Raw genomic sequence first — 1500 nt, 5'->3', positions numbered from 1 at the left:
TGTGATGTCTCAGGACTCCGGTGACAGTTCTGCGTCAGGACATCGGTGACGGTTGATGTGTCAGGACTTGGGTGACGGTTCGGGGGTTGTGGGGCGTGGGCCCCGGGGTCTGCCGTTGCCGACGTAGGTGATGCCTGGGGCGGCGCGGGTGTGTTCGATGAGGATCTCGCCATCGAGGTCGGCGACGGTGATCTTGTCGTCGTCAGTGATGACCAGGACCTGTTGGAAGCCGTACTGTCCGCCGACCATGTAGGTGACCCGTCCCAGTTTCAGGGCGCCGTTGCTCGCCAGTTTCTTCACGCTGGTACCGGCGGGCAGGTCCGTGGGAGCTGGTGTTGTTGGCGGTGCCGGTGTGGAGCGGTGGTTGTGTTTGGGGACGGGGTGGCCCAGGACGGGCAGGTCGTAGAGGGGCTGGTCGGGCCTGGGCCGGGGTGGCTCGGCTTTCGGGGTCGCTTCCCACGCGGCCTGGGGTGTGACGCGGCCGGGCAGTCCTTGGTGGGGGCGCTGGGTGTTGTAGATGTGGTCGAAGGTGTCGACCTGGGCCTGGAGTTCGGCGAGTGTTTCGGCCAGTGGTTGTTTGTCGAGGTAGCGGAACAGGGTCTGGTGGAAGCGTTCGTTCTTGCCCTGGGTGGTCGGCTTGTAGGGCTTGCCGGTGATCGCCTCGACCCCGAGCCGGGACAGGTGCACGACGAGTTGGCCGATGTGTCCCTGGCGTGAGGGGTTGAGCGCGCGGCCGTTGTCGGTCAGCAGCCGTTGGGGTACCCCGTGGGCACGGATGGCCTTGTTCACTACCGTGATGGCTGCCTCGGAGGTCTCACCTGATGCGACATGGGATGCGAGTGCGTAGCGGGAGTGATCATCGATGAGCTGGAAGATCACACACGTGCGGCCACCGGCCAAGACGTACTCGGTCGCGTCCAGCTGCCAGCACGCATTCGGGGCCGGGTAGACGAACCGTCGCCAGGCCGAGCGTGGCTTCTTCTTCGGCTCAAGCCGGGCCACACCAGCGGCCCTGAAGATCCTCGCCAGCGAAGCGACCGATGGCACCGGATCCAGGCCCATCGTGTGCATCTTGTCGTGCACGCTGATCGGCCCGTGGTCCATGCCGGAGGACTCCAGCGCAGCGCGGACACCGAGGGCCTGTCGCTTGACCTCGTCACCGAGCCTGGTCGGGCTGGTCCTCGGACGCCGGCTGCGGGGCTCAAGAGCCGCAGCCGGACCATCGGCACGGACCCGGGCACGGATCGCGTAGAACGTCTTGCGCGAGATCTGATGCTCCTCGCAGAACGAGGTCACCGCACCCCGCGGCGCATCCTCGGGCCACTGAGCGATCGCGAGACGGACACGTGGATCAACAGGCTCATTCTTCGACACCGAGGCAGTCGAACCACCCCGCACCCGACATAGAGCAAGGACTCACCGAAGTGTCACCACCAAACCCCACGGAAGTGTCACCGATGTCCTGATGCAGAACCGTCACCGATGTCCTGGGAGATGACA

The 1500-nt window shown here is 65.5% G+C and carries 1 protein-coding gene; it reads right to left on the bottom strand.

Annotated features, from left to right (window positions below; all coding sequences use genetic code 11):
* Positions 1-60: 60 nt before the first annotated feature.
* A complete protein-coding gene (locus ACIA03_RS30235; RefSeq protein ID WP_396989209.1) occupies positions 61-1296 on the bottom strand; it encodes an integrase core domain-containing protein in 1236 nt (411 codons plus the stop codon).
* Between the last annotated feature and the right edge of the window lie 204 nt (positions 1297-1500).

Origin of the sequence: Nocardioides sp. NPDC051685 (assembly GCF_044453405.1) — a bacterium.
GTDB lineage: Bacteria > Actinomycetota > Actinomycetes > Propionibacteriales > Nocardioidaceae > Nocardioides.
The sequence above is the reverse complement of the archived record's forward strand: the minus strand, read 5'-3'. Positions and strand labels throughout refer to the sequence as shown.